This is a genomic window from Aestuariivirga litoralis (assembly GCF_003234965.1).
Taxonomy (GTDB): Bacteria; Pseudomonadota; Alphaproteobacteria; order Rhizobiales; family Aestuariivirgaceae; genus Aestuariivirga; species Aestuariivirga litoralis.
Genome location: NZ_QKVK01000001.1, coordinates 68,534 through 91,101 on the forward strand (window position 1 = coordinate 68,534; position 22,568 = coordinate 91,101).

28 protein-coding genes are annotated in these 22,568 nt (G+C 65.7%); 15 read left to right on the forward strand and 13 right to left on the reverse strand.

All coding sequences use genetic code 11. The annotated features are described in order from the left end of the window. Positions 1–11 precede the first annotated feature (11 nt). From panB to DK847_RS00330, 4 genes are read right to left on the reverse strand one after another with little or no spacing between them, the layout of a single operon-like run. Entirely contained in the window at positions 12–830 is an 819-nt protein-coding gene (panB, locus tag DK847_RS00315; RefSeq protein ID WP_111195635.1) for a 3-methyl-2-oxobutanoate hydroxymethyltransferase, read from the reverse strand. 39 nt (positions 831–869) lie between these two features. Next, a complete protein-coding gene (locus tag DK847_RS00320; protein ID WP_111195636.1) occupies positions 870–1,430 on the reverse strand; it encodes an NnrU family protein in 561 nt (186 codons plus the stop codon). Next, the gene (locus DK847_RS00325) at positions 1,430–1,987 is read right to left on the reverse strand and encodes an NnrU family protein (protein ID WP_111195637.1); all 558 of its coding nucleotides are present in this window, start codon (positions 1,985–1,987) and stop codon (positions 1,430–1,432) included. Before DK847_RS00325 ends, DK847_RS00320 begins: the two co-directional genes overlap by 1 nt. Positions 1,988–2,028: 41 nt before the next feature. Further along, complete coding sequence (locus DK847_RS00330; RefSeq protein ID WP_111195638.1) at positions 2,029–2,643, reverse strand: TetR/AcrR family transcriptional regulator; 615 nt, start codon at positions 2,641–2,643, stop codon at positions 2,029–2,031. A gap of 107 nt (positions 2,644–2,750) precedes the next feature. Here DK847_RS00330 and DK847_RS00335 point away from each other — a divergent pair, with 107 nt between their 5' ends. The 4 genes from DK847_RS00335 to DK847_RS00350 all read left to right on the forward strand — a co-directional run bounded on the left by DK847_RS00335 (position 2,751) and on the right by DK847_RS00350 (position 5,315). Beyond that, the gene (locus DK847_RS00335) at positions 2,751–3,176 is read left to right on the forward strand and encodes an ABA4-like family protein (protein WP_161957076.1); all 426 of its coding nucleotides are present in this window, start codon (positions 2,751–2,753) and stop codon (positions 3,174–3,176) included. Next, positions 3,173–3,973, forward strand: coding sequence for a hypothetical protein (locus DK847_RS00340; RefSeq protein WP_111195640.1), 801 nt, complete (start codon positions 3,173–3,175; stop codon positions 3,971–3,973). The genes DK847_RS00335 and DK847_RS00340 overlap by 4 nt, the downstream gene beginning before the upstream one ends. A gap of 143 nt (positions 3,974–4,116) precedes the next feature. Further along, a complete protein-coding gene (locus tag DK847_RS00345) occupies positions 4,117–4,812 on the forward strand; it encodes a hypothetical protein (RefSeq protein WP_111195641.1) in 696 nt (231 codons plus the stop codon). Positions 4,813–4,880: 68 nt separating this feature from the next. Further along, complete coding sequence (locus DK847_RS00350) at positions 4,881–5,315, forward strand: hypothetical protein (protein ID WP_111195642.1); 435 nt, start codon at positions 4,881–4,883, stop codon at positions 5,313–5,315. A 1-nt stretch (position 5,316) separates the two neighbouring features. On the opposite strand, the gene DK847_RS00355 is transcribed toward DK847_RS00350, so the two are convergent. Next, the gene (locus tag DK847_RS00355) at positions 5,317–5,784 is read right to left on the reverse strand and encodes an SRPBCC family protein (RefSeq protein WP_111195643.1); all 468 of its coding nucleotides are present in this window, start codon (positions 5,782–5,784) and stop codon (positions 5,317–5,319) included. Between the two features lie 98 nt (positions 5,785–5,882). Between DK847_RS00355 and DK847_RS00360 the strand changes: the two genes are divergently transcribed. After that, a complete protein-coding gene (locus tag DK847_RS00360) occupies positions 5,883–6,902 on the forward strand; it encodes an HAD family hydrolase (RefSeq protein WP_111195644.1) in 1,020 nt (339 codons plus the stop codon). Between the two features lies 1 nt (position 6,903). Here the strand turns inward: DK847_RS00360 and DK847_RS00365 are convergent, their stop codons facing one another. Next, complete coding sequence (locus DK847_RS00365) at positions 6,904–7,287, reverse strand: DUF1622 domain-containing protein (RefSeq protein ID WP_111195645.1); 384 nt, start codon at positions 7,285–7,287, stop codon at positions 6,904–6,906. Between the two features lie 188 nt (positions 7,288–7,475). Here DK847_RS00365 and DK847_RS00370 point away from each other — a divergent pair, with 188 nt between their 5' ends. The 4 genes from DK847_RS00370 (at position 7,476) to DK847_RS00385 (ending at position 9,804) form a co-directional block, all read left to right on the forward strand. Continuing rightward, on the forward strand, positions 7,476–7,961 hold the full coding sequence (locus DK847_RS00370) for a hypothetical protein (RefSeq protein WP_245414484.1): 486 nt from the start codon (positions 7,476–7,478) through the stop codon (positions 7,959–7,961). A 90-nt stretch (positions 7,962–8,051) separates the two neighbouring features. Further along, on the forward strand, positions 8,052–8,519 hold the full coding sequence (locus DK847_RS00375; RefSeq protein WP_111195646.1) for a ferritin-like domain-containing protein: 468 nt from the start codon (positions 8,052–8,054) through the stop codon (positions 8,517–8,519). A 49-nt stretch (positions 8,520–8,568) separates the two neighbouring features. Further along, a complete protein-coding gene (locus DK847_RS00380) occupies positions 8,569–8,859 on the forward strand; it encodes a hypothetical protein (RefSeq protein WP_111195647.1) in 291 nt (96 codons plus the stop codon). A 174-nt stretch (positions 8,860–9,033) separates the two neighbouring features. Then, a complete protein-coding gene (locus DK847_RS00385; RefSeq protein ID WP_111195648.1) occupies positions 9,034–9,804 on the forward strand; it encodes an outer membrane protein in 771 nt (256 codons plus the stop codon). 57 nt (positions 9,805–9,861) lie between these two features. Here DK847_RS00385 and DK847_RS00390 read toward each other — a convergent pair whose 3' ends face one another. Continuing rightward, a complete protein-coding gene (locus DK847_RS00390) occupies positions 9,862–10,074 on the reverse strand; it encodes a SlyX family protein (protein WP_111196285.1) in 213 nt (70 codons plus the stop codon). 5 nt (positions 10,075–10,079) lie between these two features. Further along, positions 10,080–11,630, reverse strand: a complete 1,551-nt coding sequence (guaA, locus tag DK847_RS00395) for a glutamine-hydrolyzing GMP synthase (protein WP_111195649.1) — start codon at positions 11,628–11,630, stop codon at positions 10,080–10,082. Between the two features lie 129 nt (positions 11,631–11,759). Here guaA and DK847_RS00400 point away from each other — a divergent pair, with 129 nt between their 5' ends. Then, positions 11,760–12,353, forward strand: a complete 594-nt coding sequence (locus DK847_RS00400) for a hypothetical protein (RefSeq protein ID WP_111195650.1) — start codon at positions 11,760–11,762, stop codon at positions 12,351–12,353. A 3-nt stretch (positions 12,354–12,356) separates the two neighbouring features. Here the strand turns inward: DK847_RS00400 and DK847_RS00405 are convergent, their stop codons facing one another. Beyond that, positions 12,357–13,682, reverse strand: a complete 1,326-nt coding sequence (locus tag DK847_RS00405) for an Nramp family divalent metal transporter (protein ID WP_161957141.1) — start codon at positions 13,680–13,682, stop codon at positions 12,357–12,359. Between the two features lie 102 nt (positions 13,683–13,784). Beyond that, positions 13,785–15,083: a 2-hydroxycarboxylate transporter family protein gene (locus DK847_RS00410; RefSeq protein ID WP_245414485.1), complete on the reverse strand. Its 1,299-nt coding sequence runs from the start codon at positions 15,081–15,083 to the stop codon at positions 13,785–13,787. Positions 15,084–15,161: 78 nt separating this feature from the next. Between DK847_RS00410 and mntR the strand changes: the two genes are divergently transcribed. Next, complete coding sequence (mntR, locus tag DK847_RS00415; RefSeq protein WP_111195653.1) at positions 15,162–15,596, forward strand: manganese-binding transcriptional regulator MntR; 435 nt, start codon at positions 15,162–15,164, stop codon at positions 15,594–15,596. A 181-nt stretch (positions 15,597–15,777) separates the two neighbouring features. Here the strand turns inward: mntR and DK847_RS00420 are convergent, their stop codons facing one another. Genes DK847_RS00420 through guaB form a run of 3 tightly spaced genes read right to left on the reverse strand, consistent with a single transcriptional unit; the run spans position 15,778 to position 18,967 of the window. After that, complete coding sequence (locus DK847_RS00420; protein ID WP_111195654.1) at positions 15,778–17,067, reverse strand: RsmB/NOP family class I SAM-dependent RNA methyltransferase; 1,290 nt, start codon at positions 17,065–17,067, stop codon at positions 15,778–15,780. Positions 17,068–17,070: 3 nt separating this feature from the next. Continuing rightward, a complete protein-coding gene (locus DK847_RS00425; protein WP_111195655.1) occupies positions 17,071–17,496 on the reverse strand; it encodes an MAPEG family protein in 426 nt (141 codons plus the stop codon). A gap of 4 nt (positions 17,497–17,500) precedes the next feature. Further along, complete coding sequence (guaB, locus tag DK847_RS00430; protein WP_111195656.1) at positions 17,501–18,967, reverse strand: IMP dehydrogenase; 1,467 nt, start codon at positions 18,965–18,967, stop codon at positions 17,501–17,503. A gap of 99 nt (positions 18,968–19,066) precedes the next feature. On the opposite strand from guaB, the gene DK847_RS00435 reads away from it, so the two are divergent. The 4 genes from DK847_RS00435 (at position 19,067) to cysW (ending at position 22,556) form a co-directional block, all read left to right on the forward strand. Further along, positions 19,067–19,549, forward strand: coding sequence for an RrF2 family transcriptional regulator (locus tag DK847_RS00435; protein WP_342634739.1), 483 nt, complete (start codon positions 19,067–19,069; stop codon positions 19,547–19,549). A 271-nt stretch (positions 19,550–19,820) separates the two neighbouring features. Then, entirely contained in the window at positions 19,821–20,843 is a 1,023-nt protein-coding gene (locus DK847_RS00440) for a sulfate ABC transporter substrate-binding protein (RefSeq protein WP_111195658.1), read from the forward strand. Next, on the forward strand, positions 20,843–21,688 hold the full coding sequence (gene cysT / locus DK847_RS00445; RefSeq protein ID WP_111195659.1) for a sulfate ABC transporter permease subunit CysT: 846 nt from the start codon (positions 20,843–20,845) through the stop codon (positions 21,686–21,688). Before DK847_RS00440 ends, cysT begins: the two co-directional genes overlap by 1 nt. Beyond that, positions 21,675–22,556: a sulfate ABC transporter permease subunit CysW gene (gene cysW / locus DK847_RS00450; protein WP_204508187.1), complete on the forward strand. Its 882-nt coding sequence runs from the start codon at positions 21,675–21,677 to the stop codon at positions 22,554–22,556. Before cysT ends, cysW begins: the two co-directional genes overlap by 14 nt. Positions 22,557–22,568 lie beyond the last annotated feature (12 nt).

Sequence of the window (22,568 nt, forward strand, 5' to 3'; positions counted from 1 at the left end):
GATGGCAGCGGCTAGTCCTTCATCTCGTAGGTATTCTCGGGGGCGGGAAAGGCACGGCTCCGCACGTCCTCGGCATACATCCGGATGGCGCCTTCGATGGCGGCCCCGACCTTGCCGAATTCCTTGACGAATTTCGGCACGCGCGGGGAGAGCCCCAGCATGTCCTCCATCACGAGGATCTGGCCATCGCAGGCGGGCGAGGCGCCGATGCCGATGGTCGGGATGGGGATCGTCCTGGTGATCTTCGCGGCGAGCGGCTCGGCAATCGCCTCGAGCACCACGGCGAAGGCGCCGGCCTCGGTGACGGCCTGTGCATCCTCCTCGATGATCGCCCATTGCGCCTGGGTGCGACCTTGCGTCTTGAAGCCGCCGAGGATGTTGATCGACTGCGGCGTCAACCCGATGTGCGCCATCACCGGAATGCCGCGCTCGGAGAGGAAGCGGATGGTCTCCGCCATGCGCTTGCCGCCTTCCAGCTTGATGGCGCCGCACTGGGTTTCCTTCATCACCAGCGCCGCATTGCGGAAGGCCTGCTGCGGGCTTTCCTCGTACGACCCGAAGGGCATGTCGACGACGACGAGGGCGTGCTTGGCTCCGCGCATCACCGCACGGCCATGCAGGATCATCAGTTCCAGCGGCACCGGCAGCGTCGACTCGAAGCCGTGCATCACCATGCCGAGCGAGTCGCCCACCAGCAGGAAGTCCACATACTTGTCGGCAATCGCCGCCGTGTGGGCGTGGTAGGAGGTGAGCGAGACGATGGGATCCTTGCCCTTGCGGGCGGTGATGTCCGGCGCGGTGAGGCGTTTCGATGTGACGTGCTGCGACATGGGGCCGAGCCTAGTCCCCTTGCGTCAACCCGGCAAGCATCAGCTGAGCTGGAAGACGGGCACGCCGATCAGCGCCATGTGGAGCTGGGTCATGATGCCATAGAGCGCGATGCCGCCCAGCACCGAGAGCAGGTTATGGCCTTCACGCACGACGGGCGACGGCCTCACGCCATTTGCCGTGCCGATGATGATGTGGAGCACCGCATAGACGAGGAAGCCGCCGAACAGGATGATGCTGGCCAGATCGCCATTGGCGAGCAGGTGCCCGGTGGCCCAGAAGATCGCCGCGAAGGCCATGGGGAAACGCACCGTCTGGCGCCACGACCCGCGGAACAGGAAGATGCCGAGGAAGATGAAGGCGACCAGCGTGAGCAGGTAATTGGCATGCCTGCCCCACGCCGGCGGATCATAGACGAAAACGAAATCGGAGGCCCGCCAGCCGAGCACGATGAGCCCGATGCCGATGAGCGAGGCGATGCCGAAGACCGGGCCATAGGCCTTCTCGCCCACCCGCTGCTTGAAGCGGGCCTTGAGCGAAGGAACGGCGGCGACGAGATGCAGGACGGCGGTGAACAACACGCCAAAGGCAAGAAGCAGCATCAGACCACCGGAATTCCGAGAACATAGGGATGGAAGCCGAACAGGAACACGGCATAGAGCACGATGCCGATGACGACGGCCAGGATGTCGGAACGCACGCGCGGAATATAGTCCGGCCGCTTGCCGCGGATCTCCGACATGATGATGTCGGCGAGGCCGACGACGAGGAAGGTGCCGAACAGCCAGATGTCGGCGCGCTGGCCGTTGACCAGCAGGTGGCCTGTCGACCACAGCACGATGCCGAGCGACATCGGGTTGTGCAGCCACTTCTTGAGGTAGCCCTTGCCATGCGAAGCACCGATCAGGATGAAGGCGAAGAGCACCAGCAGCATGGTGAGGTGCTTCATGCCGGGCAGCCCGGCATAGATCACGTCGGGCTCGGCGCGCGCGAAGCCCATGATCATCAGCACCAGCCCGACGAGCGACACCAGACCGTAGAGCGCCTTCCAGGCCTTTTCGCCCAGCTGCGCCCGGAAGCTGTCACGAAGGCCCGGGAACAGGATGGAAAAGAGATGGCTGCCGCCGAACAGCAGGCTGCCGATGTAGAGCAGTGTCATGTCGCGTTATCCTTCTCCCGGTGCCGCTTGTGCCAGATTATTCATGCCGTTCCAAGCCCGCGGAGCGCTGCGGGAAGGCTGGCGAGGCTCTGCGCGATCACCGCGTCGGTGCCAAGGCCTGGCGGCAGGCGGCCATCGATGATGAGGCTCGCAAAGCCATGCACCAGCGCGAAGGCGTGGGCGGCACGCGCCTCGACGTCGGGCCGCTCCGCACCGATGACCGCAGCCACCGCCTCCTCGAGCTGCGTCCAGGCCGCTTCCGCCGCCGCGCTGTAATGCGGCGTGCGCTCGAAGCTGTCCTGGTCGCGGAACATCATCTGGTAGGCGGCGGGATTGGCGGTGGCGAAGCGCACATAGGCCGCGCCCATGGCCAACAGGCGCCCTTCCGCCGATGGCGACGGTGCTGCATCTGCTGCTGCCGCGAGTTCACGCTGCATCTGCTCGAAGCCGCGCGCGCCGATCTCGGCCTTGAGGTGCTCGACCGTGGGGAAGTGGTTCTTGGGAGCCGCATGCGAGACGCCGGCCCGCCTGGCGCATTCGCGCAGCGTGAAGCTCGAAAGCCCACCCTCCGTCAGGATGTCGATCCCGGCCTGAACCAGCGCCTCGCGCAGGCCGCCATGGTGATAGGGCTTCTTGTTCGGGGGCGCTCGATCCATGGATCACCTTTTCCCACGATATATTTACGCTGTCAATATTTATGTTGACGGCGTCAATTTTACTGGGATAGCACAACCTCCACGGCATGATGCAAGGAGGTTCAGCAATGCCCGAAACGGTCTTTTCACTTGCAGGCTACCTTGCCATGGGGGGCTGGCTCGCCCTCGTCCTCGGCATCGTGCTGGACAAGCCCCTGCTGCGCGACCGCATTGCGGGGCTGTGGATCCCCCTCATCCTGGCTTCCGCCTACAGCGTGGCCATCGCGGTGTTCTGGTGGGACGCGGAAGGCAGCTTCGACAGCCTGGCCGGCGTACAGCAGCTTTTCACCTGGCCCTGGGTGGCGCTCGCCGGCTGGGTCCACTACCTCGCCTATGACCTGTTCATCGGCGCGCTGATGTCGCGCCGCATCATGGAGGCGAAGATCAACCGCCTCGTGCTCGTCCCCATCCTGCCCTTGGCCTTCATGTTCGGCCCCATCGGCTTCGTCATGGCGCAAGCCCTGCTTCTCACCCGAAGGGAAAACAACGCATGACCTTTCTCGCTCCCACGCTGCACCCCACCCTTCCCGCCCCCGGCACGCTGCGCCGGGCCAACCCGGCCATGTGGAACACCGGCATCGTCTTCCTCGCACTGTGCCTCGTGTGCATGGGCCTCACGCTGGTCGACCACCGGCTGTTCAACGGCATCAACGTGTGGATCAAGCCGGCCAAGTTCTTCGGCGCGATCGGCCTCCATCTCCTGACCGTGACGGCGGCCCTGCTGCTGCTGCCGGAGAAGACGCGCACCAGCGGCAGGATGACCGCCCTCGCCTCTCTGATGGTCGCCTTCATGATCTATGAGACAGGCTACATCTCGCTCCGTGCGGCACGCCTTGAAGCGTCGCACTACAATGAAACGCCGTGGGGTGCCCTGGGCTATGCGATGATGGGCGTGGGCGCCGTGTCGGTGGTGATCTTCACCGCATGGGTCGGCATGCTGGTGCTGCGCCAGGGGCCGGGCACGCTGCTCGGCCGGGCCGTCGGCTGGTCATTCATCCTGTCGGCCCCGCTCACCATCGTCACCGCGGCAACGCTGAGCGCCATGGGGTCGCACTGGATCGGCGGCGACCAGACGGATGCGACGGGCCTGCCCTTCTTCCACTGGTCGACCACGGGCGGCGATCTCCGTCCGGCGCATTTCTTCGCGCTGCACCTCATCCAGATCGTGCCCGCCGCCGCGCTGACTGGCAACCGGCGCTTCACCCTCGCCGTGGGTGCTTTCACCGTGGCAGCCGCGCTCGGCAGTTTCGGGCTGGGACTGGCCGGAATTCCACTCCTCCCCCTGCGCTGAGGCCGTCGCTGAAAACGTCGTCTCCGCCGCTCGCCCGGCGGAGACATTTACCGGGCGTATACGCGCAGGTTTCATGCTATCTGTCCGCGATCCGTCGCGGGGACCTGTCCGCCACCACGCGCATCCTGTGTGAAGCCAAGGAAATGCCCGCTCCACCCACCATCTACATCGTCTGCTCCGACCGCGGCCGCAATGGCAAGACGCTGCTGGCGCGCATCCTGGTCGACCACCTGCTGATCGCGGAACGCGACCCCTTCTGCTTCGACCTGAGTGCGCCCGAGGGGGCGCTGCGTGCCTATTTCCCCGGGCGCACGGCCCTCATCGACATGCACGAGGCGAAGGGCCGGGAGAAGCTGTTCGACATTCTGCTCAGCCGTGCGGGGCGCGACTATGTGATCGACGTCCCCAGCGCCCAGCTCGCCCGCTTTCTCGAGGCGGCGGGCGAGGCGCGGCTGCACGAGGAGGCAGCGGCCAGGGGCTTCCGCCTCTGCGTGCTCTTCGTGGTCGACCGCGACCCTGCCTCGCTCAAGACCGCGGTGGCGCTGGAGGAGATGCTGCAGCCGGACATGCTGGTGCCGGTGGTGAACCGCTTCGTCGGCACCTCGCTGCCCGAGGGTGTGCCCGGCCCCGTGGTGATGCTCGACAAGATCGAGGGTGAGTTGCGCGTCATCATCTCGCACCGGCGCTTCTCGCTCAGGAGCTTCCTGCTCGGCGACGAGCAGGAGGTGCCGGCGCGGCTGCGCCCGCAGCTGAAGAACGTGTTGCACGGCGTGATCGACGGGCTGCGCAACATCGAGCCCGCCATGAGCCTGCAGTCGCTGCACGGGGCCGACCTCTGAAATTTGAATTTGAACGTCCCTGCCGCGGCGACTAGACTGCAGGTTGACCGAATTCCGGGAGTTTCCCCATGAAGACCCTCAAGGCCCTGCCCTTCGCCCTGGCCCTTCTCGCCGCGAGCGCGATCGTTCCGCTGTGCGCGCCGCAGGCCGTTGCGCAGGTGACGAACATCGACGTGCAATGGGCCATTTCATCGATCCAGATGGCGGGCAAGCGCGCCAGCCAGGTGCCCGGCATCAAGAAGGTGCCGAGCGTCGGCGTCATCCGTCTCGACATCCCCACCGTGCCCATGTACCGCGGCGACATTCCGGACTGGCAGGACTTCAAGATCATGACCCAGCGCAATGCCGCGGGCGTCGCCAAGCTGCAGCGCAACCTGGCGGCCAATCCGGTGACGGCGGCAGCGCTTGCCAAGGTACGCGTCAAGCCCTCGCAGGTGGCAGGCGTGCAGATCGGCAGCAATGGCGCGCTGCGGCTCTACATCTTCTCGGCCCGCAACTGGTAGCTCAGGCGGCGATACGCCGGGCCACGTCTTCCAGCTGGTCCGCCGCCTTTCCCCAGCCGTCGTGGAAACCCATCTCCTCGTGGCGCTGGCGGGCGGCCTCCGACCAGTGGCGCACCCGCGCCTCGTAGCGCGTGCCGCCTGCCTCGTCGGCAAAGCTGGCGATGGCGGTCATGAAGGGTTCGGCCGAGGGCACCCAGGCTTCCACATAGGCATCGGTGAAGACCAGGCGCTGCTGCGGCACCACCTCCAGATAGATCCCGCGGTTGGGGAATTCCTCGCCGTTGGGGCCGCGGAACAGCATGTAGCTGGCGCCGCCGGGGCGCAGGTCGATCTCGACGACGGGCGTGGTCCACGGCCTCGGCGTGAACCATTGCTTGATCAGCTCGGGCTCCGTCCAGCAGCGCCAGACGGCAGCCCGCGGCGCGGCGATGAGGCGGGTGAGCGAGAGTTCGTGGAGCGGTTCAGCCATGGGGCTTCCTCCGGAATGCGTATCGCGCAACAATTGCTTTCGGCCGCTTCGGCTAGGTGCAAGACTAGCATCCCGCATCGGCAGAAAGGACCAGCATCATGATCCGGCATTTTTCGTGGGGGCGCCAGTACCTCTGGGTTCAGTTCGCGGCCCTCTTGCTCGTGCTGCTGACGGCGGGCCACGCCCGGGCGGATGATCCGCTGCCCTCATGGAACGAGGGAGCGGCCAAGAGCGCCATCATCGGCTACGTGACGAAGGTGACACGGCAGGGCACCCCGGATTTCGTTCCCGAAGGCGAGCGCGTCGCGGTGTTCGACAATGACGGGACGCTGTGGCCGGAAAACCCCATGCCCTTCCAGATGGCCTATGCCATCGACGTGGCGAAGCAGCTTGCCGCCACCGACCCCAAGATCGCGGCAAACCCGATGGTGAAGGCGCTCATCGCCGATGACTGGGCAACGCTGATGGCCGCGCCGCACCACCAGGGCTTCCTCGAGATCGTGGCGCTCACCCACGCCGGCACCACGGTGGACGAGTTCCGCCAGTCGGTGGAGGCGTGGATGAAAACCGCGACGCATCCGCGCTTCAAGCGCCGCTATGACCAGCTCACCTACCAGCCGATGCAGGAGGTGCTGGCCTATTTCCGCGCCAACGGCTTCAAGACCTTCATCGTCTCCGGCGGCGGGGCGGACTTCATGCGGGTCTGGAGCGAGCGCGTCTATGGCATTCCGCCGGCCCAGGTCGTGGGTTCCACCACCAGGGTGGTCTACGAGCTACGCGACTCGGGGCCGGTGCTGGTCAAGACGATGGACAACCTCGTCGTCGACGACAAGGCGGGCAAGCCCGCCGGCATCCATGCCTATATCGGCCAGCGCCCCATCGCGGTCTTCGGCAACAGCGACGGCGACAAGGAGATGCTGGAATATGGCACCATCGCCAACCCGCTTCCGAGCCTCGGCGTCATCGTGCACCACACCGATGCGGAGCGCGAATACCAGTATGACGTGAACCCGAAGAGCAGCGGCACGCTGGTCGAGGCGCTGAAGGAAGCCCCGCAGCGCGGCTGGACCGTGGTCAGCATGAAGGACGACTGGAAGACGATCTTCGCGCCGGAGTGAGTCAGCCCGCCGCGGAGTCCGGGGCCGCCCTGCGCCGGTCGGCCTTGTCGATCTCGATCTGCAGGAAATAGTTGAGCGCCGTCCGGATGGTGGCGATGGCCGCCAGCTGGCCGATTTCAGACCAGGTGGGCGCCACCGCGGTGCGCAGGATGTCGGCGGCGAGCAGGAATTCCAGCGCCAGGGCCAGCCAGCGGCCGAGACGCAGGCGCACATCCTCCTTGGCCTCGTGGGTGGAGGCGGCATCGCCGGGCGCGAAGCTCTGCAGGATCAGCAGCAGGGTGCGGAAGGCCCCCTCGATGACCGCGATGGCAATGACGAAGGCCGCCACTCCCTCCGTGATGGTGGAGAGCATCAGGGTCAGTTCCTTGATCAGCTCGGCGGTCATCCGACGTCCTTCAGCACCAGTGTCTGTCCTGCCCCCTTGTGCCACGGGCGCGGCAACCCGTCACGCCCCCAGATCGCCGGACGCCGGACGATTGCCGCGGAACCATTTGCGCCATTTTGCCCCTTTGACGGCAACCGGAGCAGGTCCTAAAAGATGTATTGTAAATGCAACTAAATCCGGGAGGCACCATGAAACTGCTGAAACTGTCGTTGCAGGCGGCTGCACTGTCGACGCTCATCTCCACCGCCGCACTGGCCGAGCCGGTGGTGACCGTGACCCTCATCGACAAGGTGGGAAGCAGCACCAGCGAGGTGCCGGAAATGGGCATGGGCACCGGCGGCGACATGGCCATGGCCAAGATGGGCGTCAACGCCAGCCCCCGCCAGGTGCGCCCCGGCCCGGTGACCTTCAAGGTCACCAACCTCGCCAGCCAGATCGTGCATGAGGTGATCGTGGCAAGGCTGCCGGAGGGCACGGAGAAACTGCCCTACGACGAGAAGACCATGCTGGTGGACGAAAACGCCCTGCAGTCCTTCGGCGCCGTGAAGGAGATCGACCCCAGCCGCAGCGCCGCGCTGACGGTCACGCTGAAGCCCGGCAAGTACCTGCTCTACTGCAACCTTCCCGGCCACTACATGGCGGGCATGTGGACGGTGATCGACGTCGTCCCCTGACGGCGGGCGGAGCAGGACAGGCGGGCGCCGGGAACCACGGCGCCCCTTGCTGCGTTTGGCGGCGTTCCCTCAACGAGTGACAGACGGATCATGCCAGAGAAAGCTCCCGCCATTTCCCGTGAACGGCTCGCGGCACTGCTGAACGACGACCTCGCGCGCGAATATCAGGCGATCATCGCCTATACGGTCTACTCGCAGGTGCTGAAGGGCGCGCAATACATGAGCATTGCCGACCAGCTGCAGCTGCACGCGGCGGAGGAGCTGAAGCATGCCCTCACCATCGCCCGCCAGATCGACTATCTCGGCGCCATGCCCACCGCCACGCCGAAGCCGGTGAAGCTCACCGACAGCGCCGAGGAGATGCTGCGCGCCGACCTCGCGAACGAGGTCGACACCATTCGCCACTATCGCACCCGCGTGCGGCAGTGCGAGGCGCTGGGCGAGTTCGCCATTGCCGAACACATCCGCGAAATCCTGCTCGATGAGCAGGACCACCTCATCGATCTCGCCACCGCACTGGGCGAGGATGCTCCGGCGGTGGGCGACGCACAGCCCTGACCCGCGCCGCCCATTGACATGGCGCGGACACGCGGCGAAGGCTCGCTCCATGCTGCGCGTGTGTTGCCTGAGTCTCCTGCTGGTGCTGTCCACAAGTCTCCCTGCCCAGGCCGGGGACAGCGGCGAGGTCATCGACTTTCCCTGCCTCAAGAATCTCGGCGATGGCCGCGTGCTGGTCGACGGCACGCAATGGGATGACGCAATGCGCAGCCTGGGCCACGTTCTCACGGACGGCGCCTATGTGCCTTACGAGGTGCTCTCCTTCGAACTGAAGAAGAAGCAGGACGACACCTGGGCGGAAGGCCAGTGCCGCATGAAGCTGCTGCCCGTGGCCAGGTGAGCCGCGGCGCCGCCCAATGCACCATCTCTGCGCTCTAAGCTTCTGATTGTATTGTTGTTTTCTGGCAACAAGCGACGGCTTTTGCGCGCCACCGCTAGGTTTCGGGCGGGCTTGCCACTATGCCTCTCTCACGGGTCCACGAGAGACTCACATACTGTCAGGGGATATTCAAACATGACCTTCCGTTCCTGCCCGGCGCTTGTCGCCGGCCTTCTTCTGTCTGTGTCCGCCGGTGCGATGACCGCCCAGGCCGCTGACGTCGCCGTTCCTGCAAGTGATCTTTGGAATGGCTTCTATGTTGGCGCCCAGGCCGGATACCTGCAGGGCTCCTACAGCAATTCGGACCTCTGCCAGAACATCACGGGCGAGGGCCGCATCTGCCTCGGCGACATGGAGAACAATTTCAACATCGGCGATTCCAGCCCGGACGGCGTCACCGCCGGCGGCTATGTGGGCTACAACTACCGCATCGAGTCCGTCGTGCTCGGCCTCGAGGGCGACTGGAACTGGGACAATGGCCAGGACAGCAAGAGCCTGCTCGGCGAACTGAGCTACGACACCTCGCTCAACTGGGATGCGGCGATCCGCGCCCGCCTCGGCTATGTGTTGGATGAGCGCGCGCTGCTCTACGTGACGGGCGGCCCGAGCTGGCTCAACACCGAGCTCTCCACCAGCTTCAACATCAACGTCAATGCCCCCGCCCCCAACGTCAAGAAGGGCGACAGCAGCACCGAGTTCGGCTGGGTCCTCGGCGCGGGCGCGGAATATGCCATCACCGAGCACCTGAGCGTCAAGGCCGAGTACCTGCACGGCTGGTACGGCGATGCCGATCTCGACATCCTGAGCGGCACCAGCGGCGGCGAGACGGAGAAAATCTACATCAAGCAGGACCTGCAGACCAACCTGGTGCGCGCCGGCGTCGCCTATCACTTCGGCGGCCTCTGAGAAGAAGCGCCACACCAAACGGAAAACCCCGCCGCGAGGCGGGGTTTTTGTTTGGGCTCAGTAATGCGGCGGCGGCTTCTCCGGCCCGCCACCCTGCATCCGGCCGGCCTCGTCGAACTCCTCGCGCAGCTCCGACACGCGCCGCTCCAGTGAGTCGATCTTGCGCCACTGCGCCACCACCATGTCGTTCAGGTCGGCGATCACCTTGTCCTGCTCGGCAATGCGCAGTTCGAGCTCGGCGATGAGCAGGGCCGTCCCGTCACCCGGCATGGCGGTCACTCCCACTCGATCGTGCCGGGCGGCTTCGACGTCACGTCGTAGACCACGCGGCTCACACCCTTCACCTCGTTGATGATGCGGGTGGCCACGCGGGCGAGGAAGGCGTGGTCGAAGGGATAGCTCTCGGCCGTCATGCCGTCGGTGGAGGTGACGGCGCGCAGGCCCAGCACGCGGTCATAGGTGCGGCCATCGCCCATCACGCCCACGGTGCGCACGGGGAGCAGCACGGCGAAGGCCTGCCAGATCGCATCATAGAGGCCGGCCTTGCGGATCTCGTCCAGGTAGATGGCGTCGGCCTTGCGCAGGATGTCGAGCTTTTCCTGCGTGATGTCGTCATGCGGAATGCGGATGGCGAGGCCCGGACCGGGGAATGGGTGGCGGCCGACGAAATGCGGCGGCAGGCCCAGTTCCTTGCCGAGCAGCCGCACCTCGTCCTTGAACAATTCGCGCAGCGGCTCCACGAGCTTCATGTTCATGCGCTCAGGCAGCCCGCCCACATTGTGGTGCGACTTGATGGTGACGGAGGGGCCGCCGGTGAAGGAGACGCTCTCGATCACGTCCGGGTAGAGTGTTCCCTGTGCGAGATAGGCCGCGCCGCCGATCTTCTTGGCCTCGGCTTCGAACACGTCGATGAACAGCTTGCCGATGATCTTGCGCTTCTTCTCGGGGTCGGTGACACCTTCCAGTTCCCTGAGGAACAGCTTCGAGGCATCCACGTGCACGAGCGGGATGTTGTAGGCCTCGCGGAACAGCCTGACCACCTCGTCCGCCTCGTTGAGGCGCATCAGGCCATGATCGACGAAGATGCAGGTGAGCTGCTCGCCGATCGCCTCGTGGATCAGCACCGCGGTCACGGCGGAATCCACACCACCCGAGAGGCCGCAGATCACCCGGTCGAGGCCGACCTGCTTCTTGATCTTGTGCACCATCTCCGACTTGAAATGCGCCATCGACCAGTCGCCCTTGCAGCCGCAGATGTCGCGGGCGAAATTGGCGAGCAGCTTCGCGCCATCCGGCGTGTGCACCACTTCCATGTGGAACTGCGTCGCATAGAACTGGCGCTGCTCGTCGGCGATGGCCGCGAAGGGCGCACCCTCGGAGGTGGCGATGGCCTTGAAGCCCGAAGGGATCGCGCTCACGCGGTCGCCATGGCTCATCCACACCTGGTGGCGCTCGTCCTTTTCCCACACGCCGTCGAACAGCGCGTTCGCTTCCTTCACCTCGACGAAGGCCTTGCCGAATTCGCGGTGGTCGGAGGGCTCCACCTTGCCGCCCAGCTGGGCGCACATGGTCTGCTCGCCATAACAGATGCCGAGAACCGGCAGGCCGCGGGTGAAGACCCGCTCCGGCGCCCGCGGGCTGCCGCCCTCATGCACCGAGGCCGGGCCGCCCGACAGGATGATGCCCTTGAGGCCGGGCCAGTCCAGCGCCTTGTCAGCCGACTGGAAGGGCACGATTTCCGAGTAGACCCCCGCCTCGCGGATGCGCCGGGCGATGAGCTGGGTGACCTGTGAGCCGAAGTCGATGATGAGGATACGGTCTTGCATGCGGGGCTATTAAGGAAGCGGACACGAGTCTGCAAGCATGCGCCACCTGCCCCCCGAATCGCACGCCATCTTGACGCTTGATAAATACATCTTTAGCGTGAATCATTCACCCGAAACAACAGGTGCGGCATGTGTGACTTCGACAAGATCTCCCGCCTCATCATCGGGGCGCAGGCCGCCTATCTGGTGAGCCTCGGCATCGTGGCGGCAGCCGTCATACTGGGCTCGAACCCCTTCACCTCGGGTGCCAATATCCCGGCCATGGTCATCGCCTCGGCCTCCGCTGCAACGGCTGCCCTCCTCATGGCCGGCGCCATTGCGGAGCTGGACAAATGCGCCAGCGGGCCCTGCGGGCCCTCGGTGGCGACGCTCCGCACCAACCTGGTCGCGCTGGCCGCCTCGATCGGCATCTTCAGCGTTTCGCTTGCGGCACTCGCGCTGGTCGCCGGGGTGCCCTTCGCGGGATCCGTGGCGGCGGGGGCACTCGCCATCTGGGCCGTCAGCCTCACCAGCCTCTTCGCGGCCGTGGCCTCGGGCTATCTTGGCAATGCGGTGCAGGCCTTCAATTCATGCCTCAGCGCCAGCGGATCGGGCAACACCGGCACCACCACGGTCATCGTGGTGCTCGGCGTGCTCACCATCCTGCTGACAGTTGTGTTCAATGCCTTCGGCACGGCCAGCGGCGTCATTCCGGTAAAGTCGATCCTGACCATCTTCGGCTGACACTCAGCCGGTCGCGATGTCCCACAGCAGCTTGACGTTGAGGCTGATGATGATGGCGGCGATCAGCCCTGCCACCAGCGTCAGCCATGTGGGCGCCGTGAAGACCCCCATCTTGGCCCTGTCGCGGGTGAACATGACCAGCGGCACGATGGCGAAGGGCAGCTGGAAGGCCAGGATCACCTGGCTGAGGATCAGCAGCATGCCGGTCCCCTCCGCCCCGTAATAGAGCGTCACCAGTGCCGCCGGCACGATGGCCACGATGCGGGTGATGAGGCGGCGGGCCCAGGCCGGCAGCCGGATGTCGAGGAAGCCCTCCATCACGATCTGCCCCGCCATGGTGGCGGTGACGGTGGAGTTGAGCCCGCAGCACAGCAGCGCGATGGCGAAGAGCTTCGGCGCCAGCAGCGAGCCTACCAGCGGCGCCAGCATGGAATGGGCCTCGCCGATTTCGGCCACCGTCGTCTGCCCGCCGGCATGGAAGGTGGCGGCGGCGAGAATGAGGATCGAGGCGTTGATGAGCAGCGCGAACATCAGAGCCGTCGTCGAATCCCAGGTGGCGAAGCGCAGCGCCTCGCGCTTTTCGGGCAGGCTCTCGCCATAGGCCCTGGTCTGCACGATGCCGGAATGGAGGTAGAGATTGTGCGGCATCACGGTGGCGCCGATGATGCCGAGCGCCAGGTAGAGCATGGCCGGGTTCTTGACGATCTCGACGGTGGGCGCGAAGCCGCGGATCACCTGCCCCCACTCCGGGTCCGCCATGGCGATCTGCAGCAGGAAGCAGACGAAGATCACGCCCAGCAGCGTAATGATGAAGGCCTCGATCCAGCGGAAGCCGAGGCGCTGCAGCCACAGGATCAGGAACACGTCGAGCGCCGTGATGATGACGCCCAGTTCCAGCGGGATGCCGAACAGCAGGTTGAGGCCGATGGCCGTTCCCACCACCTCGGCGATGTCGGTGGCGATGATGGCGATCTCGGCGAAGAGCCAGAGGATCCAAGCGACAGGCCGCGGGAAGGCATCGCGGCAGGCCTGCGCGAGGTCGCGGCCGGAGCCGATGGCGAGCCTGGCGCAGAGCGACTGCAGGATGATGGCCATGATGTTGGACATCAGTGCCACGGTGAGCAGCGCATAGCCGAACTGCGCGCCCCCGGCGATGGAGGTGGCCCAGTTGCCGGGGTCCATGTAGCCGACCGCCACGAGGAAGCCGGGCCCGACGAAGGCCATGGCCCGGCGGAACAGCGAGGCCTTGTCGGAGACGCGAACGGTGCGGAACACGTCGACCAGCGGCGGTTCGCCCCGGCTGCGGCGCCAGCCCGTCTCGTCCGGCATTTCGGTGGATATCGTCACGCGATCGGCCATCTTCCAAAGTTTAGCATTGGCTAAACTTCTTTCAAGGGGAATTCCGGGCGGCCTGTTCCGGTTCCCTCCGGCTCAGCCGAAATGGTGCATCAGCAGCGAGGCCAGCACCACCATGCCGGCCCCGCCCAGCCGCGTCACCATCTGGGAAAAGGGCATCAGGTTCATGCGGTTGGCAGCCGACAGGATAGCGACGTCGCCAGTGCCGCCGAGGCCTGAATGGCAGACGGTCACCACCGCCGTCTCGACCGGATACATCTTCATCATCTGCCCGGTGAGGAAGGCGGTGGAGACGAGCGCCAGCACGGTCGCGGCACAGACCACGAAATAGCCGGGTGACAGCGAGGCGACGAGCTGGTTCCAGGAAATGAAGATCGCCCCCAGCCCCACCAGCACGGCAGGCGTCAGGTTCACCGCCACGAAGCGGTACATCTGGTAGCAGCCGAGTTCCATGCGCTCCGGCATCACGCGGGTGAGCTTCAGCGCCGCGGTGAGCACGATCATCATCACCGGCCCCGAAATGCCGGTGATGGGCGCCAGCAGCCCGCCGAAGGTGAACATCACGCAGATGATCAAGAGCCCCGCCCCCATCAGCTTCAGGTCATAAGCCTGCTCCTCCGGCTCCGGCTTGAGGTCCAGCTCGTCGCCGAGCTTCACCAGCCTGCCCTTGCCGCTGAAGCGCGGGTGGCGCTCGCCGAACCAGCCGAGGGTGCCGGCGGAGAGGATCGCCACCACATTGCCGATCAGCGCCGCCGGGATCATCAGGGCGATGAGGTCCGCCTGCGACTTTCCCGCCGTCTGCGCATAGGCGATCGACAGCGGCAGGATGCCCTCGCCGATGCCGCCGCCGAGGATGGGTGTGACGATGTAGAAGAAGGTGTGCTTGAGCTCGAAGCCCATCAGCGCGCCGACACCCAGGCCCACCACCACCGCCATCACGGTTCCGGCGAGGAAGGGCACCAGCATCCTGAGGAAGCCCGTGCCCAGCACCCGGTGGTCGATGCCGAGGATCGAGCCGACGACGAGGCTGGCGATATAGAGATAAAGCAGGTTGTCGGTCTTGATCGCCGCTGTCACTGCCGCCAGCATCTGCGGCTGGAACAGGCCATAGCCAACCAGCGCCGCCGGCACGAAGAGGCAGAAGATGGCAGGCCCCCCGATGTTGCGCAGGATCGGCACGTTGCGCCCGGCCCAGTCCAGCACCACGCCCGCCACCATCATCACCGCCAGCCCGCCGATCAGGTCCGCCGTCAGCCGCCCGGCATAGCCGGCGATGACGACGATCACGGCGGCACAGAGGAAGACCGGCACGGGCAGCACGCCCAGTTCGAGGCGGCTGGCGCGCGACCAGAGCGAGGGGCTGGTATCCGGCAAGGTGTTCTCCAGTTCCGGGTTGGACGCGCGCACTCTCCCGTTTAGGATGCCGAAAACCATTGGCAGAAACACGGACTCATGGCGCAGCGCGCAAAGAAGCAAGGGGCGATCCGCTCGGCCGCCTTCCGGCGGATCCGGGCCGACCACTCCTCCGAGCTGGCGGAGGACTATGTCGAGCTGATCGCCGACCTGATCGACGAGAAGGGCGAGGCGCGCGGCTCCGACGTTGCCATGCGGCTCGGCGTCGCCAATGCCACCGTGGTCAAGACGCTGAAGCGCCTGCAGGACGCAGGCCTCGTCACCCAGGAACCCTACCGCTCCATCTTCCTCACCGGCGAAGGCTGGAAAATGGCCGAGGACGGCCGCAGGAAGCACAAGATCGTCGAGGCCTTCCTGCTGGCGCTGGGCGTCTCCGAGGAGACGGCGCGGATCGACTCCGAAGGGATCGAGCACCACGTGAGCGAGGAGACGCTGCGGGCCATGGCCCGGTTCCTGGCGCGGAAGGTGCTGTAGGGTCGCCGCCCATCACCACTCCACCCACTCAAGCCGTCATCCCGGCGAAGGCCGGGATCCAGCTTCCTTTCCATCCGCACCTGCTGACCCAAAGCTGGGCCCCGGCTTTCGCCGGGGTGACGGTCGGAGGGAGGGTGACGGCATGGGAGGGTGGGTGACGGCATCGAGAGTGTGTGACGGACTACCCGCCCTTCTTCATCACCGCCATGAAGAACCCGTCCGTGTCATGCCGTGCGGGCGTCAGGACCAGCGTGTCCGCAGCACCATCGGCCGAGTCCGGCGCCACACCGCCGATCATGCGCGCCCAAACCTGTTTGTAAGGAACGAGTCGCATCTCCTTGTGATGACTCAGGAATGCGGCGACCTGCTCGGTGTTCTCCTCGGGCAGCACGGAGCACGTGATGTAGAGGATGATCCCACCCGGCTTCGCCAATTGGAATCCCTTTTCAAGAACTTGGGCCTGGTCCTTGATTCTTTGTGCGAACTGCTTGGGCGTGAGGCGCCATTTGGCGTCTGGCTTCCGCCGCCACGAGCCCGAGCCCGAGCAGGGCGCATCGATCACCACGGTATCGAAGGGGCCTGCGGCCTCCAGCTTGCCCTTGTCCTGCGCCGAGATCACCTCGCAGTTGGTGACCCCCGCCCGGGTGAGGCGCTCGAAGATCGGGCGCAGGCGGAAGCGGTCGAGGTCATGGGCGACGAGCGTCCCCTCGTTCTTCATCATGGCGGCGAGCGCCAGCGTCTTGCCGCCTGCTCCCGCGCAGATGTCGGCAACTTTCATGCCGGGCTCGACGCCGGACAGCAGTGCGGCCACCTGCGAGCCCGCATCCTGCACCTCGAACCAGCCGAGCCCATGGGCGGGCTCGGCCTCGACATTGGCATTGCGGGTCTCGGGCCCCGGCGCCGCAATGCGCACGGCAAGCGGCGACCATGGTCCTTCAATCGCGCCGAAGCGCTCGAGCGCGGAGAGCACCTGGCCCCGCTCCGCCTTCAGCAAGTTGACTCGCAGGTCAACCGGCGCGCGCTGGGCGAGTGCGGCCCCCTCCGCCGCCGCGCGCGGCCCGAAGGCCTTCTCGTAGGAGGCCACCAGCCACTCGGGAACATCGCCCGCCACATGGACGGGGAGATCGGCGGGTAACGCGCGGGAAAGTGCCGTCCGCTCCTCCACCGTCAGTTTGCCCGGCCCGTGCTGCTCCTCGGCCATCGATCCGATGGCATCGGTGGAGAGCCCCCAGACATCCCGCAACCCGGCCAAGGCCAGCGCCCGGGGCGCGTCGCTCCCCATGCGGAACCCAAGCGAGTTCCGCCGCCGGAGCGCGTCATAGACCAGCGTGCCGATGGCGTGGCGGTCGGTGGACCCGGCAAAGCGATGCGCCTTGCCCCAGTCCTTCAGCGCTTCAGACGCCGGGCGGTGACGCTCGAAGATCTCGGTCAGGACGTCGATTGCCGCAGAGACGCGGCCGGCGAGGCGCATGGATTATCCGATCACATAGAGGCGGAGCGCGAACCACGCCCACAGGGTGACGAGCGTGATGAAGCCGAAGACGAAGGCGCGGAAGCGGTTGAGCACCACGTTGTCGCCCGTATGAATGACCGAGTGCACGATGCGGCTGGCGATGAACACCCAGGCCAGCACCACCGAGAACCAGTCGACCTTCACCAGCAGGATCAGCAGCGGCAGGATGGCGTAGAACAGCATCGGCAGCTGGAACTGGTTGTCGTAATTGTTGGAGAGCTTGCGGATCTCGTCCGGCCAGCGCGAATTGTCCAGCGCCACGTCCCTGATATTCACCTGACCCGCCTTCACTGCCTGGACGCGCGCTGTGCCCATCCGGCGTGCCAGGAAGAGCAGCCAGAACACATGCACGAAGGCCGGCAGCAGCAGCCACTGGACGATGGTCATGGGGCTAGCCCTGGCGCTGGTAGTTCGGCGCCTCGCGGGTGATCATCACGTCGTGCACATGGCTCTCGCGCATGCCCGCCGAGGTGATGCGGATGAACTGCACGCGTTCGCGCATCTCGGCCAGGTCCGCCGCACCGACATAACCCATCGCAGCACGCAGCCCGCCCACCAGCTGGTGCAGCACCGCGCCCACCGGGCCCTTGTAGGGCACCTGCCCCTCGATCCCTTCCGGCACCAGCTTCAGGCTGTCCTTCACCTCCTGCTGGAAGTATCGGTCCGCCGAACCGCGCGCCATGGCACCCACCGAGCCCATGCCGCGATAGGCCTTGTAGCTGCGGCCATTGTAAAGATAGACCTCGCCCGGGCTTTCATCCGTGCCGGCGAGAAGCGAGCCGACCATCGCGACTTCCGCACCCGCCGCCAGCGCCTTGGCGAGATCGCCAGAGAGCTTGATGCCACCATCGGCGATCACCGGCGTATCCTGCTTCGCACCCTCCTCTGCGCATTCCATGATGGCGGAGAGTTGCGGCACGCCAACGCCCGCGACGACGCGCGTCGTACAGATGGAGCCCGGCCCGATGCCGATCTTCACCGCATCGGCCCCTGCCCCGATCAGCGCCTTCACGGCCTCGGCGGTCGCCACATTGCCCGCCACGATCTGCACCTTGTTGGACAGCGCCTTGAGCCGTGTGACCTGCTTGATCACGTTCTCCGAATGCCCGTGCGCGGTATCGACCACGATCAGGTCGGCGCCCGCGTCGACCAGCATGGCCGCGCGCTCGAAGCCCGCGTCGCCCGTGCCGGTGGCAGCGCCGACGAGCAGCCGCTCATGCTCGTCCTTCGCCGCCAGCGGATGGTCGGCGGCCTTCTCCATGTCATTGACCGTGATGAGGCCCACGCACTTGTAGTCGTCGTCCACCACGATCAGCTTCTCGATCCGGTACTTGTGGAGCAGCCGCTTCGCCTCGGCGCGCTCCACCCCCGCCTTCACCGTGACGAGGTTCTGGTTGGTCATCAGGTCCGCCACCTTCATGTTGAGGTCGGTGGCGAAGCGGACGTCGCGGTTGGTGATGATGCCGCAGAGCTTGCCGCTCGCATCGACCACCGGGATGCCGGAAATCCTGTGGCGCTCCTTCAGCGCCAGCACGTCGCCCAGCGTCGCGTCGGGCGCGATGGTGATCGGGTTCACCACCATGCCGGATTCGAAGCGCTTCACCTGGCGCACGTGCTCGGCCTGCTCATGGGGCTCGAGGTTCTTGTGGATGATGCCGAGGCCACCCGCCTGCGCCATGGCGATGGCAAGCCTGGCCTCCGTCACCGTGTCCATGGCGGCGGAAATGATGGGGATCGAGAGCTTCAGCGTCTTCGTCAGCCGCGTTCCCGTCTGCACCTGCGCGGGCAGCACGGACGAAGCGCCGGGCTTCATCAGCACGTCGTCGAAGGTCAGATATTCGGGGATTTGCCGTGGCATGGGCCAACCTCTCAAAGCGGACGGAGTCGGGTGAAGATTGGCGACCGTCCTTAACACCGGCGTTACGAAAGGGGCAAGCGGGGAATCCCGGCTCTTCACTTGCAATTGAACCGATTCCACCCCTATTTCTGGGTCATGATTTCCCAGCGCGCCCGCTATGCCTTCAAGGCGATGGTCGCCCTTGCCCGGGCGAAGCCTGGCGAGGGCCTGCAGATTCGCCAGCTCTGCGAACAGGAAAAGCTGCCGCGCAAGTTCCTGGAGCAGATCCTGCTCACCCTCAAGGCGGCGGGCTACATCACCAGCCGCCGCGGCCGCGACGGCGGCTACGAGATGCTGAAGGACCCCGAAAAGATACTGATCGGGCCCCTCCTGCGCACCGTGGACGGCCCCATCGCACCCCTTCCCTGCCTCTCCCGCACCGCCTACCGCCGCTGCGAGGATTGCCGCGACGAGGCCCATTGCGAGCTCCGTATCGCCTTCGACAAGGCCTATTCGCTCTATTTGTCGGCGCTGGAGAAGACGACGCTGGCGGAAGTGATGAACGAAGCCGGGGAACCGGCGAGGCAGCTGCTGGAGCAGTGATCGCGTAGCATTTCCCTCCCCCTTGTGGGGAGGGACCAAGGGTGGGGGTCCGCGAGTCGGCTGCCTTAGACTGAACCTGCGGACCGACCCCCACCCCTACCCCTCCCCACAAGGGGGAGGGGAAATCCTTCGCGGGCGCTGCGGAGCCCATTCCTCTTCCCTAACCCCCTGAAATCTTTCTTTAGAACGCTTTGTTCGGCAAATAGAACTTTCTCACTTGATTCCCTACTAATCCCGTATAGTATAGGGACATCAACTGAAGGAGACCCCGATGCGCCTGCTCACCCGCCGTTCCCTCGCCCTTGGCACCGCAGCCCTGTTCCTGTCCGTCGGAGCCGCCCAGGCACTGGCCGACCGCACGCTGCTCAACGTGTCCTATGACCCGACCCGCGAGTTCTACAAGGAGTTCAACGCCGCCTTCGCCGCCGACTGGAAGGCCAAGACGGGCGAGGCCGTCACCATCGAACAGTCGCATGGCGGCTCCGGCAAGCAGGCCCGCGCCGTGATTGACGGCCTCCAGGCCGACGTGGTCACCCTGGCACTCGCCGGCGACATCGACCAGATCGCCAGCAAGACCGACAAGCTGCCCAAGGACTGGGCGAGCAAGCTCCCGCACAATTCCGCGCCCTATACCTCGACCATCGTTTTCCTCGTCCGGAAAGGCAACCCCAAGGCCATCAAGGACTGGGGCGACCTGGTGAAGGAGGGCGTGCAGGTGATCACGCCCAACCCCAAGACCTCCGGCGGCGCGCGCTGGAACTACCTTGCCGCCTGGGCCTATGCCGCAAAGCAGCTGGGTGGTGACGAGGCCAAGACCAAGGAATGGATCGCCGACCTCTATCGCAACGTGCCGGTGCTCGACACCGGTGCGCGCGGCTCCACCACCACCTTCGCCCAGCGCGGCATCGGCGACGTGCTGATCAGCTGGGAGAACGAGGCCTTCCTCGTCCAGAAGGAATTCGGCGCCGACAATTTCGACATCGTCGTCCCCTCGCTCTCGATCCTCGCCGAGCCGCCGGTGGCCGTCGTCGAAGGCAATGCCAAGGCCAAGGGCAACCTCGATGTGGCCGAGGCCTACCTGAAGTTCCTCTATTCGCCGGAGGGCCAGAAGCTGGCGGCGAAGAACTTCTTCCGCCCGGTCGATCCGGCTTCGGCCGACCCCGCTGACCTCGCCCGCTTCCCCAAGCTCGAGCTCGTGTCGATCGACAAGGACTTCGGCGGCTGGGCCAAGGCGCAGAAGGACTTCTTCGCCGACGGCGCGATCTTCGACCAGATCTACCGCCCGACCAACTGATGACCTTCCTGCCGTCCTCCCTGCGGCAGCCGAGCGCCCTTCCCGGTTTCGGGTTGGCGCTCGGTTTCACGCTGGCCGCCCTCAGCATCATTGTGCTCATCCCGCTCGCAGCCCTCGTGCTGCGCGCGGCCTCGATCGGCCCTGCCGAATTCCTCAAGATCGCGACGGACCCGCGCACCATTGCCGCCCTTCGCCTGTCCTTCGGCACGGCGCTGGTCGCGGCGCTGATCAACACCGTCTTCGGGCTCCTCATCGCCTGGGTGCTGGTGCGCTACCGCTTCCCCGGCCGCCGCATCATCGATGCCGCGGTGGACCTGCCCTTCGCGCTTCCCACCGCGGTGGCCGGCATCGCCATGGCGGCGATCTATGCGCCCAACGGCCCCATCGGCTCGGTCGCACAGAGCCTCGGTTTCAAGATCGCCTATACGCCGCTCGGCATCGTGGTGGCCCTCGTCTTCATCGGCCTGCCCTTCGTGGTGCGCACCGTGCAGCCGATCCTCGAGGAGGTCGAGACCGACATCGAGGAAGCCTCGGCCCTCCTCGGCGCCAGCCGGCTCCGCACCGTCTTCCAGGTGGTGCTGCCGCATGTCTATCCGGCGCTGCTCACCGGCTTCGCGCTGGCCTTCGCGCGCGGCGTGGGTGAATATGGCTCCGTCATCTTCATCGCCGGCAACATTCCGCTCGTCTCGGAAATCGCGCCGCTATTGATCGTCATCAAGCTCGAGGAATTCGACTATGGCGGGGCGACCGTCATCGCCACGCTGATGCTGGCCATCTCGTTTGCCATGCTCTTCCTCATCAACGCCATCCAGGGCTGGAGCCGCAAGAAATATGGCAATGTCTGACCGCGTCCTGCCGCTCGCGCACCATCCAGAGCGCGCGACGACTGAAACCGCCACGACCAAGGTGATCCTCATCGCCATCGCCGTGCTGTTCCTTGCAGCGATCCTCTTCCTGCCGCTCGTCACCGTCTTCATCGAGGCGCTGCGCAAGGGGTGGGGCACGCTGTTCGAAAGCTTCAGCGATCCGGATACGCTCGCCGCCATCCGCCTCACCCTGCTGGTCGCCGCCATCGCCGTGCCCTTCAACGCGGTCGTTGGACTGGCCGCCTCCTGGGCCATCGCCAAGTTCGAGTTCAAGGGCAAGAACCTGCTGCTGACGCTGATCGACCTCCCCTTCTCGATCTCGCCCGTCATATCGGGCCTCGTCTATGTGCTGCTTTTCGGCGCTCAAGGGTGGCTCGGGCCCTGGCTGGTGGCGCACGACATCCAGATCATCTTCGCCGTGCCCGGCATCGTGCTCGCCACCGTGCTCGTCACCTTCCCCTTCGTGGCGCGCGAGCTGATCCCGCTCATGCAATCCCAGGGCACCTCCGAGGAGGAAGCCGCCCTGATGCTCGGCGCGTCGGGCTGGTACACCTTCTTGCACGTGACGCTGCCCAACGTGAAATGGGCGCTGCTCTATGGCGTGCTGCTCTGCAATGCCCGCGCCATGGGCGAATTCGGTGCCGTGTCCGTCGTCTCGGGCCATATCCGCGGCCTCACCAACACCATGCCGCTCCACATCGAGATCCTCTACAACGAATACAACTTCGTCGGCGCCTTCGCCGTCGCCTCGCTGCTCGCGGGCCTCGCGCTTTTCACGCTGCTGGCCAAGACCTTCCTCGAATGGCGCTTCGCCGGCGAACTCGCCGCCAGCGCGCGCCGCCACTAGATCAAGGAGACA

What these genes read in the sequence shown, in the direction of transcription:
- cysT (WP_111195659.1), top strand. Translation starts at nt 20,843, where the DNA reads ATGACCTTCCTGCCGTCCTCCCTGCGGCAGCCGAGCGCCCTTCCCGGT.
- DK847_RS00420 (WP_111195654.1), bottom strand. Translation starts at nt 17,067, where the DNA reads ATGCGCCTCGCCGGCCGCGTCTCTGCGGCAATCGACGTCCTGACCGAG.
- DK847_RS00360 (WP_111195644.1), top strand. Translation starts at nt 5,883, where the DNA reads ATGATCCGGCATTTTTCGTGGGGGCGCCAGTACCTCTGGGTTCAGTTC.
- DK847_RS00340 (WP_111195640.1), top strand. Translation starts at nt 3,173, where the DNA reads ATGACCTTTCTCGCTCCCACGCTGCACCCCACCCTTCCCGCCCCCGGC.
- DK847_RS00365 (WP_111195645.1), bottom strand. Translation starts at nt 7,287, where the DNA reads ATGACCGCCGAGCTGATCAAGGAACTGACCCTGATGCTCTCCACCATC.
- cysW (WP_204508187.1), top strand. Translation starts at nt 21,675, where the DNA reads ATGGCAATGTCTGACCGCGTCCTGCCGCTCGCGCACCATCCAGAGCGC.
- guaB (WP_111195656.1), bottom strand. Translation starts at nt 18,967, where the DNA reads ATGCCACGGCAAATCCCCGAATATCTGACCTTCGACGACGTGCTGATG.
- DK847_RS00425 (WP_111195655.1), bottom strand. Translation starts at nt 17,496, where the DNA reads ATGACCATCGTCCAGTGGCTGCTGCTGCCGGCCTTCGTGCATGTGTTC.
- DK847_RS00345 (WP_111195641.1), top strand. Translation starts at nt 4,117, where the DNA reads ATGCCCGCTCCACCCACCATCTACATCGTCTGCTCCGACCGCGGCCGC.
- mntR (WP_111195653.1), top strand. Translation starts at nt 15,162, where the DNA reads ATGGCGCAGCGCGCAAAGAAGCAAGGGGCGATCCGCTCGGCCGCCTTC.
- DK847_RS00405 (WP_161957141.1), bottom strand. Translation starts at nt 13,682, where the DNA reads ATGCCGGACGAGACGGGCTGGCGCCGCAGCCGGGGCGAACCGCCGCTG.
- DK847_RS00335 (WP_161957076.1), top strand. Translation starts at nt 2,751, where the DNA reads ATGCCCGAAACGGTCTTTTCACTTGCAGGCTACCTTGCCATGGGGGGC.
- DK847_RS00320 (WP_111195636.1), bottom strand. Translation starts at nt 1,430, where the DNA reads ATGCTGCTTCTTGCCTTTGGCGTGTTGTTCACCGCCGTCCTGCATCTC.
- DK847_RS00325 (WP_111195637.1), bottom strand. Translation starts at nt 1,987, where the DNA reads ATGACACTGCTCTACATCGGCAGCCTGCTGTTCGGCGGCAGCCATCTC.
- DK847_RS00350 (WP_111195642.1), top strand. Translation starts at nt 4,881, where the DNA reads ATGAAGACCCTCAAGGCCCTGCCCTTCGCCCTGGCCCTTCTCGCCGCG.
- DK847_RS00400 (WP_111195650.1), top strand. Translation starts at nt 11,760, where the DNA reads ATGTGTGACTTCGACAAGATCTCCCGCCTCATCATCGGGGCGCAGGCC.
- DK847_RS00385 (WP_111195648.1), top strand. Translation starts at nt 9,034, where the DNA reads ATGACCTTCCGTTCCTGCCCGGCGCTTGTCGCCGGCCTTCTTCTGTCT.
- DK847_RS00390 (WP_111196285.1), bottom strand. Translation starts at nt 10,074, where the DNA reads ATGCCGGGTGACGGGACGGCCCTGCTCATCGCCGAGCTCGAACTGCGC.
- DK847_RS00380 (WP_111195647.1), top strand. Translation starts at nt 8,569, where the DNA reads ATGCTGCGCGTGTGTTGCCTGAGTCTCCTGCTGGTGCTGTCCACAAGT.
- guaA (WP_111195649.1), bottom strand. Translation starts at nt 11,630, where the DNA reads ATGCAAGACCGTATCCTCATCATCGACTTCGGCTCACAGGTCACCCAG.
- DK847_RS00330 (WP_111195638.1), bottom strand. Translation starts at nt 2,643, where the DNA reads ATGGATCGAGCGCCCCCGAACAAGAAGCCCTATCACCATGGCGGCCTG.
- DK847_RS00355 (WP_111195643.1), bottom strand. Translation starts at nt 5,784, where the DNA reads ATGGCTGAACCGCTCCACGAACTCTCGCTCACCCGCCTCATCGCCGCG.
- DK847_RS00370 (WP_245414484.1), top strand. Translation starts at nt 7,476, where the DNA reads ATGAAACTGCTGAAACTGTCGTTGCAGGCGGCTGCACTGTCGACGCTC.
- panB (WP_111195635.1), bottom strand. Translation starts at nt 830, where the DNA reads ATGTCGCAGCACGTCACATCGAAACGCCTCACCGCGCCGGACATCACC.
- DK847_RS00375 (WP_111195646.1), top strand. Translation starts at nt 8,052, where the DNA reads ATGCCAGAGAAAGCTCCCGCCATTTCCCGTGAACGGCTCGCGGCACTG.
- DK847_RS00440 (WP_111195658.1), top strand. Translation starts at nt 19,821, where the DNA reads ATGCGCCTGCTCACCCGCCGTTCCCTCGCCCTTGGCACCGCAGCCCTG.